Origin of the sequence: Clostridium sp. C8 (assembly GCF_001010885.1) — a bacterium.
Classification (GTDB): domain Bacteria; phylum Bacillota; class Clostridia; order Clostridiales; family Clostridiaceae; genus Clostridium; species Clostridium sartagoforme.
Window position 1 is genome coordinate 1 of the sequence record NZ_LBMX01000123.1, and the last position, 8,499, is coordinate 8,499.

The 8,499-nt window shown below is 27.9% G+C and carries 7 protein-coding genes, 1 tRNA gene, 1 pseudogene and 1 other annotated feature; all 9 genes and pseudogenes read left to right on the forward strand.

Annotation, left to right across the window (positions count from 1 at the left end; translation table 11 throughout):
* Nucleotides 1-71: 71 nt before the first annotated feature.
* The 9 genes and pseudogenes from AAT22_RS18435 (at nt 72) to leuA (ending at nt 8,417) form a co-directional block, all read left to right on the forward strand.
* Nucleotides 72-156 (forward strand) — tRNA-Leu (locus AAT22_RS18435).
* A 235-nt stretch (nt 157-391) separates the two neighbouring features.
* Nucleotides 392-1,288: a YafY family protein gene (locus AAT22_RS18440; RefSeq protein WP_047002334.1), complete on the forward strand. Its 897-nt coding sequence runs from the start codon at nt 392-394 to the stop codon at nt 1,286-1,288.
* A gap of 111 nt (nt 1,289-1,399) precedes the next feature.
* Entirely contained in the window at nt 1,400-2,254 is an 855-nt protein-coding gene (locus tag AAT22_RS18445; protein WP_047002335.1) for an NmrA family NAD(P)-binding protein, read from the forward strand.
* A gap of 59 nt (nt 2,255-2,313) precedes the next feature.
* Nucleotides 2,314-2,967 carry a GyrI-like domain-containing protein gene (locus tag AAT22_RS18450; RefSeq protein WP_047002336.1) on the forward strand — a complete coding sequence of 218 codons (654 nt, stop codon included), beginning with the start codon at nt 2,314-2,316 and terminating at the stop codon, nt 2,965-2,967.
* The gene (locus tag AAT22_RS18455) at nt 2,967-3,731 is read left to right on the forward strand and encodes a GNAT family N-acetyltransferase (protein WP_047002337.1); all 765 of its coding nucleotides are present in this window, start codon (nt 2,967-2,969) and stop codon (nt 3,729-3,731) included. Before AAT22_RS18450 ends, AAT22_RS18455 begins: the two co-directional genes overlap by 1 nt.
* Before the next feature lie 11 nt (nt 3,732-3,742).
* Nucleotides 3,743-4,627, forward strand: a pseudogene (locus AAT22_RS18460) (radical SAM protein).
* A 181-nt stretch (nt 4,628-4,808) separates the two neighbouring features.
* Entirely contained in the window at nt 4,809-5,441 is a 633-nt protein-coding gene (gene ppaX / locus AAT22_RS18465) for a pyrophosphatase PpaX (protein ID WP_016207132.1), read from the forward strand.
* A 13-nt stretch (nt 5,442-5,454) separates the two neighbouring features.
* A complete protein-coding gene (locus AAT22_RS18470) occupies nt 5,455-6,414 on the forward strand; it encodes a D-2-hydroxyacid dehydrogenase (protein ID WP_047002338.1) in 960 nt (319 codons plus the stop codon).
* A 71-nt stretch (nt 6,415-6,485) separates the two neighbouring features.
* Nucleotides 6,486-6,683, forward strand: a binding site (T-box leader).
* 57 nt (nt 6,684-6,740) lie between these two features.
* A complete protein-coding gene (gene leuA / locus AAT22_RS18475) occupies nt 6,741-8,417 on the forward strand; it encodes a 2-isopropylmalate synthase (protein WP_047002339.1) in 1,677 nt (558 codons plus the stop codon).
* Nucleotides 8,418-8,499: the final 82 nt, after the last annotated feature.

The window sequence follows — 8,499 nt, forward strand, 5'->3', positions numbered from 1 at the left end:
TATAATTTAATATATATATATATTGAAAAATTATTTTATATAAATTAGAATATAGTATATGAATATATTATGCAGATGTGGCGGAATGGCAGACGCATCATCTTGAGGGGGTGACGAGGAATCCTCGTGCGGGTTCAAGTCCCGCCATCTGCACCAAAATAAATTATTTAATTTATGAAAATCATATAGAATTTATTGTTTATAGATATTCCTTTCTAAAAGTGAAATTGGGATATCGGTAGTAAAATCAAAAGTAATTTATAAATTTATATAAGAAGAACAAGTTGAACTTTGGGCTACATTACTAGTAAGAAATTATAGAATGTAGTCTTTTTTTATTATATAAAGATATTATTAAGTAATTATTATAAGGTAAGTTTAGGTGGTAAAAATGAAGGGAAATAGACTATTTGAAATAATATATATTTTATTAGATAAAAAGAATATTACAGCAAAGGAATTAGCTGACCATTTTGAAGTTTCTCAAAGAACTATTTATAGGGATATAGAAAATTTGTCAGAGGCAGGAGTTCCCATTTATATGACTAAGGGAAAAGGCGGAGGAATAAGTCTTTTAGCAGATTTTATATTAAATAAAGCAATTTTAACACAAGAAGAAAGGAAAGAAATATTAGCAGCTATGCAAGGGTTAAATGCTGTTAATAAAGATGAGTTTAATGGAGCTTTGTCTAAATTAAATTCATTTTTAGGAGGAAATAACGAGAATTGGATTGAAGTTGATTTTTCAAATTGGGATAAAAATAATGATTTAGGAGAAAAATTTACAGTTATAAAGAACTCCATAATAAATAAGAATTTAATATCTTTTGAGTATTTTAATGCAAATGGAGAGTTACTAGAGCGTATTGTTGAACCATTAAAATTAGTTTTTAAGGGGCAGGGGTGGTATTTATATGCTTATTGTAGAAAAAAAGAGGATAATAGATTTTTTAAACTTACAAGAATGAAGAGTGTAAATGTAATTTCAGAAAGGTTTGCTAGAGTTGTTCCTAATAAAATATTTACAGAAAAGGATATAGGATATTCTAAAGAATTAGTACATGTAAAAGTAAGAATAAATAAGAAACTAGCATTTAGGGTATTTGATGAGTTTCAAAATTACTCTCTAGATGATAATGGAGATTATATAGTTAATTTAGATTTTCCAGTAGGCGATTGGATGTTTGGATACCTAATGTCTTTTGGGGAGAATATAGAGATTCTTGAACCTTTGCATATAAGAGAGGAAATAAAAAGTAAGTTAATAAATTCTCTAAATAGATATTAATATGACATAATGGTGTCATATTAATATCTATATAATATAACTATAGTCAATTATATAGAAGTTCATTATTGACTTCTAATAATAGATTATTTATATAATTGGAGGTAGATTATGAATATAATATTAGGAGCAACAGGACAAATAGGTTATATGCTTGTTGAAAACTTATTAAAGCAAGGTGAAAAGGTAAGAGCTGTTATTAGAGATGAAGCTAAAGCCGAAAAGTTGAAAAAAATAGGTGCTGAAATTGCTATTGCAGATTATTTTAATTTAGATGAATTAAAAAAAGCTTTTAGTGGGGGTAAAACAGTTTTTTTATTAACGCCTGAAAATCCACAAAGTAATAATTTTTTGAAAGAAACAAAAATTATTATAGATAATTATAGAGAAGCAATTTTATCATCAGATATTACTAAAATTGTTGGATTATCTTCTATGGGAGCTCATAATAAAGAAAAAACCGGTAATCTTATGGCTTCATATATGTTAGAAAATGCATTTTTAGATTTAGATATTAAACAGATTTTTGTAAGACCAACATATTATTTTAGTAATTGGATTGGATATATGGACTTAATCAAAGAATATGGGATTCTTCCAACATTCTTTCCTATTAATATGAGGTTACCAATGATTTCCCCAATAGATGTCTCTAAATTTTTAGCAAATGTAATTATTAATCAGGGGCATCAAGAAAGAATATATGAGATTTTAGGCCCAAAAGATTATAGTCCATCAGAAATAGCAGAAATATTTGAAGAAACCTTAAATAAAAAAGTTGATTTACAGCTAATAGTGCCAAGTGAATGGGAAAAAACATTGTTAGAATCAGGATTTTCTAAAGATGCAGCTGAAAATCTTATGCTTATGACTAAGGCAACTATTGATGGAAAAGGTGAAAGTAGAATAAAAAATAAAATTAATTTATCAATGGATTTTAATAAATATTTAGAAGAGATATTATAAATATTTATTTTAATATAATTTATTTTTATTTATATAAGAAAAGTAAAAGGAGAATTAAGATGGATAAATTAGATTATAAAAAGGCGTTTAAAGATTTATATTTACCCAAAACACAACCTATAGAAATAGCAGTACCTTCAATGACATTTATAATGGTAGATGGACAAGGAGATCCCAATAATAAAGATGGAGAGTATCAAGATGCCATTGAATTACTATATGGTTTATCTTATACAATAAAGATGAATAAGAATATAAGAAATGAGATAGAAAATTATTTTGATTATGTTGTTCCACCTCTTGAAGGGTTATGGTGGTTAAAAGATGATGATATGGATTTTAGTAAAAAACATAAATATATTTGGACCTCTATGATACGACAACCTGAATTTGTAACACAAGAAATATTTGACTTTGCTTGTGAGGAATTAAAAAAGAAAAAGCCTAATGTTGATATATCTAAAGCAAGGCTTGAAATATTTAATGAGGGTTTGTGTGTTCAATGTATGCATATAGGTTCATTTGATCAAGAATATTCTACTACTGAAAAAATTGATAAATATATTGCAGAAAACAATTTAAGTAATGATATTAGTAAGACTAGCCAAGATGGTAAAATTAGAAGACATCACGAAATTTATTTATCAGATCCAAGAAAAGTTAACAAAGAAAAAATGAAAACTGTCATAAGACACCCTGTTAGGAGGAAGTAATGGAGGAAATCATAACATTAAATTATGATAATATTGAATGTGAACATATTTGTTGTTCTTTATCAGATAAAAAAGGTGACTGTGGAGTTTATTTAAAAAAAGAATGGCTTAAGGAAAGATTTGATGACGGGCTAATATTTAATAAAATAAATGTGAGAGGAAAAGCATTTATAGAATACATTCCAGTAGAAAATGCATGGGCACCTATTGAAGGTGAAAATTATATGTTTATAAATTGTTTTTGGGTATCTGGAAAGTTTAAGGGGAGAGGCTATGCTAATAGATTATTAAATGAATGTATTGATAATTGTAAGAAAAGAGGAAAAAATGGAATTATTACACTTTCTTCAAAAAAGAAAATGCCATTTTTATCAGATCCAGATTATTTGAAATATAAAGGCTTTAAAGTATGTGATATCGCCAATCCTTATTATGAGTTATTATATTTACCATTTTCGGATAAGTATGATTCACCTAAGTTTAAAAATCATGTTAAGTATGGAAAAAATGATGAGAATGGATTAACATTATATTATTCAAATCAATGTCCTCATGCAAGCAAATATGTTGATTTAATAAGAAAAATTTCAAGTGAAAAGAAAATTGATATAAAGATAATTAACTTTGAAACTAAAGAACAAGCTCAAAGTTCTCCATGCCCATTTACAACGTATAGTTTATTTTATAATGGAGAATTTATAACAAATGAAATATTATCAGAAAATAAGTTTAATAAACTTATTATAGAAAAAGGACTTATTTAGGAGAGATATATATGAATTATATACCTGCAAAAAGTATTTTATCTGGATATAGAGAAGGTAATAATTGGTTTGGAATTAATTATAATATGAATATATATAAGGGTTGCAATCATGGATGTATATATTGCGATAGTAGAAGTGACTGCTATGGTATAGATAACTTTGAAATTGTTAGGGCTAAAGAAAATTCAATAGAACTAATAAGAAGAGAATTAAAATCTAAAAGGAAAAAAGGAGTTATTGGGACTGGTGCTATGAGCGATCCGTACAATTCTTTTGAGAAAAAGTACTCTTTAACTCGTAGTGCATTGGAAGCCATTGATAATAACGGTTTTGGAGTCTCAATTGCAACAAAAAGTAATTTAATCACAAGAGATATTGATATTTTAAAAAGAATTAAAAGTCATTCACCTGTACTTTGTAAAATCACAATTACAACAGCACAAGATGATTTGTGTAGAAAAATTGAACCAAATGTTGCAGTTACTTCTAAGCGGTTTGAAACGATAAAAAGATTAACAGATGAGGGAATTTATACAGGAATATTATTAATGCCTATTTTACCATTTATTAATGATAGTGAAGAAAATATAATTAGTATTGTAAGACTGGCGCAAAAAAATGGAGCTAAGTTTATTTATCCTGCTTTTGGAGTCACTTTAAGATCAAACCAAAGAGATTATTTTTTCGACATGCTAAACAAAGCCTTTCCTGGAATTAAAGAAAGATATATATAAATATTTGGAAATGAATATATGTGTAACAGTCCGAATGCTAGAAATTTATACAAGATATTTGCTAATGAATGTGAAAAATTGGGCCTATTTTATAAAATGAATGATATAATTTATAATTACAGAGAAGTGTATAAGGATGAACAATTAAGTTTATTTTAATACAAAATAAGAATATGGATATTTTTGGATGCCTTTATATAATTTAGGTATCTTTTTATTTTAATTAAATATTATCTGAATTTTGTACAAGGATATTTTATATGTTATTATTATTGTAAAGTATTATGAGGAAATGTCTTTGAAACATCTCCATAACTTACTTTTATACTAGGAGGATATTATGATAAAAGCTGTGTTATTTGATTTAGATGGAACTTTGTTAGATACAAATGAATTAATTTATAATTCTTTTGATAAAACATTTAAAGAAAAGTTAGGAATAGAATTAAAAAAAGAAGAGATTTTAGATTTTTTTGGAAGACCTTTAAAAGAACCTTTTATGAGACATGCAATTGAAGAAAATGTTGATGATTTAGTAGCATACTATAGAGAGTATAATGAGGGAATACATGATAAGATGTGTTTTGCATTTGATGGAGTTAAAGAGCTTTTAACTAATCTTAAGAAAAAGAAAATTAAAATAGGTATAGTAACATCAAAAAGAGAAGAACTTGCTGTAAGAGGAATGAAGATAGCAGAAATATATGATTTCATGGATGTAATTATAACACCAGAATCAACAACTCTTCATAAACCAAATCCAGATCCAGCGCTTAAAGCATGTAGTGAATTAGGAATAGAACCAAATGAAGCTATTATGGTTGGAGATAGTTATTATGATATATATTGCGGGAAATCAGCAGGATGTAAAACTTGTGCAGTAAATTATACTTTTATAGGAATAGATAAATTAAAAGAATCTAATCCAGATTATTTTATAGATAAACCAATGGATATTTTAAATTTATTATAATTAGGAGGGCAAAATGAAGCAAATAGTAATTTTAGATGGAAAAACTTTAGGGGAATTAGATTTTTCTAAATTGAAAGAGTTTGGAGAAGTAACTTATTATGATACCACAAAACCAGAAGATGTAGTAGAAAGGATAAAAGACGCTAATATAGTTTTAACTAATAAGATAGTATTAAATGAGAATAATTTAAAGGAAGCTGAGAATTTAGAACTAATATGTGAAACTGCTACTGGATTTAACAATATCGATATAGTATATGCAAGAAATAATAATATTGCAGTTACAAATGTTGCAGGATATTCAACTAATACCGTTGCTCAACATACTTTTGCCACAGTATTATCTTTATATGATAAAATATCTTATTATGACAATTATGTTAAATCTGGAGACTATGCAAAATCAGGTCTTTTCACTAATTTAAATAAGCCTTTTTATGAATTAGAAGGTAAGACATGGGGAATCATAGGCTTTGGCGCAATAGGAAAAAGAGTAGCCAAGATAGCAGAAGCATTTGGAGTTAATGTAATTTATTACTCTACTTCAGGAAAAAATTCAAATAGTGAGTATAAGAGAGTGAATTTTGATGAATTATTAAGTTTATCAGATATAATTTCTATTCATGCTCCATTAAATCAAGATACGAAAGGTTTAATAAATTATAATGCTCTTAATAAGATGAAAAAGTCAGCTATATTAATTAATATGGGGAGAGGGCCAATAGTAATTGAAGGTGATTTAGCAATGGCAATAGATGAAGAACTTATTGCTGGTGCTGCTTTAGATGTATTTGAAGTAGAGCCTATTAAAGAAGATAATCCATTAACCTCTATCAAAAATAAGGACAATTTAGTTTTAACACCACATATTGCTTGGGCAAGCGTAGAAGCAAGGGAAAGATTATTTGAAGAAGTAATTAAAAATATTAAAGCTTTTTATAATGGAGAGATAAGAGGACGAGTTGAAATATAAAATTAATAAGATACCTTAGAAATATTTGACAAAAGGATAAATTTATAGTATATTACTGATTAATTAAATATTGAAAAGCTTAGAATGAGAGTAGTAAAAAGTAAGAGATATTAAAGAGAGTAGGGGAATGGTGAAAGCCCACGTATTATCGCTTTTGAACTCGCTCAGGAGCTGCAAGACTGAATGGGGAAGTAGGTTTTGCCGGCATTGTTATGCTGTTATTTTAATTAAGTTAAAACTTGGATGGTACCGCGTAAATCGCTCCAATTAGGAGTAGGTTTATGCGGTTTTTTACTTTCTATATTTATAAATAAGGGGGCATTTAAATGAATTATAAAAAGTACAAGAAGTTTCAAACGATTAAATTAAAGGAAAGAACATGGCCAGATAATGAAATCAAAAAATCACCTATATGGTGTAGTGTTGATTTGAGAGACGGAAATCAAGCATTAATTAATCCTATGACAGTAGAAGAAAAAATAAAAATGTTTAATCTTTTAATAGAATTAGGATTTAAAGAAATAGAAATTGGATTTCCATCAGCTTCACAAATAGAATTCGACTTTTTGAGAATTTTAGTAGAAAACAACTTGATTCCTGAAGGGGTGAAGGTTCAAGTTTTAACACAAGCTAGGCCACATTTAATACAAAGAACATTTGAAGCTTTAGAGGGGGTAAAAGAGGCTATAGTTCATATATATAATTCTACATCGATACTTCAAAGGGATGTTGTTTTTAATATGAGCAAAGAGGAAATCAAGTCTATAGCAGTAGAGGGAACAAAACTAGTTAAAGAGTATGCTAAGTCTTTTAATGGAAAATTATATTTAGAATATTCACCAGAAAGTTTTACAGGAACAGAAGTTGATTATGCATTAGAAGTATGTGAAGCTGTATTAGATACTTGGGGAGCAGATGATAAAAATAAGGTAATTATAAACTTACCATCAACAGTAGAAATGGATACACCAAATGTATTTGCAGATCAGATAGAATGGATGAGTAGAAATTTTAGCAATAGAAATAGAGTAATTTTAAGCGTGCATCCACATAATGACAGGGGCACAGGAGTTGCAACTGCAGAACTTGCAATGTTAGCAGGTGCAGATAGAGTTGAGGGTACTTTATTTGGAAATGGAGAAAGAACAGGAAATGTTGATATATTAAATTTAGCATATAATATGTTTTCTCATGGAATAAGTCCAAACTTACAATTAGATAATATAAATAAAATAATAGATGTTTATGAAAAGTGTTGCAAAATACCTGTTCATATAAGACATCCTTATGCAGGAGAACTTGTATTTACTGCATTTTCAGGTTCACATCAAGATGCAATAAATAAGGGAATGAAAAAGTATATAGAAAGAAACCAAAATACTTGGGAAGTTCCATATTTACCTATAGATCCTACTGATTTAGGAAGAGAATATGAAGCCTTAGTAAGAATAAACAGCCAATCAGGAAAAGGTGGAGTGGCCTTCGTATTAGAAAGTCATTTTGGATATAAGATGCCTAAGAGTATGCATAAAGAGTTTGGAGATATAATACAAAAGGTAACAGAAAAGCATGGAGAAATATCACCAAAAGTAATTATGGAAAAGTTTAGAGACGAGTATTTAGATTTTGTAGGCCCATTTAAACTATTAAAGTTTAAGATTGAAGATAGTGATAGTTTAGACTTCGAATCTCAAAATACTAAAATAAATGTTACTTTCTTATTTAATGGGGAAGAAAAGAGCTTTATAGCAGAAGGAAATGGACCTATAGATTCATTAAAGAAAGCATTAATTAAAAGTAATTTAGTAGAAACCACAATACTAGATTATGCAGAACATTCTTTAGGTGAAGGTTCTGAAGCTAAAGCTGCAGCTTATGTTGAGATGAAAAGACTAGATAATTCTAAAACAACCTTTGGTGTTGGAGTAGATAGTAATATAACTATAGCATCAATAAAAGCAGTATTTAGTGCAATAAATAGACTTTATAAAAAACACATGTAGATTTACAAGAAAGACTACAGTTCATAGTTGTAAAATTTTGCGAAGCAAAATTTTTAGTTTGCAGTTCACAAGGCACAGCGCA